Source organism: Brevundimonas sp. GN22 (assembly GCF_054824005.1).
This window is the reverse complement of sequence record NZ_JSYD01000118.1, coordinates 1-246: the sequence shown is the minus strand read 5'-3', so window position 1 is coordinate 246 and position 246 is coordinate 1. Positions and strand designations below refer to the sequence as shown.

At 61.8% G+C, this 246-nt stretch carries 1 protein-coding gene; it reads left to right on the top strand.

Translation table 11 applies throughout. The features are described from left to right. A partial coding sequence (locus tag OB03_RS13800; protein WP_461344541.1) for an AAA family ATPase occupies nucleotides 1-246 on the top strand: 246 nt, incomplete at both ends.

The window sequence follows — 246 nt, the reverse complement described above, 5'->3', positions numbered from 1 at the left end:
CAACGGGTTTCTCGTTCGCACCCCGCTGATGCACGCCTTGGTTGCCAGAGTGAACGAGGTCGGGGCTAACCTGCTGGTGCTGGACTATGCCGCTGCCATCTTCGGCGGCAATGAGCTGGATCGCGCTCAGGTGTCCGAGTTCATGCGCCTGCTCAATGCGGTGGCCAAGGAAAACGACATTGCGATCCTGCTGCTAGGCCATCCCTCGATGGAAGGCATGAAGGGCGGGCGTGGCACGTCTGGCTC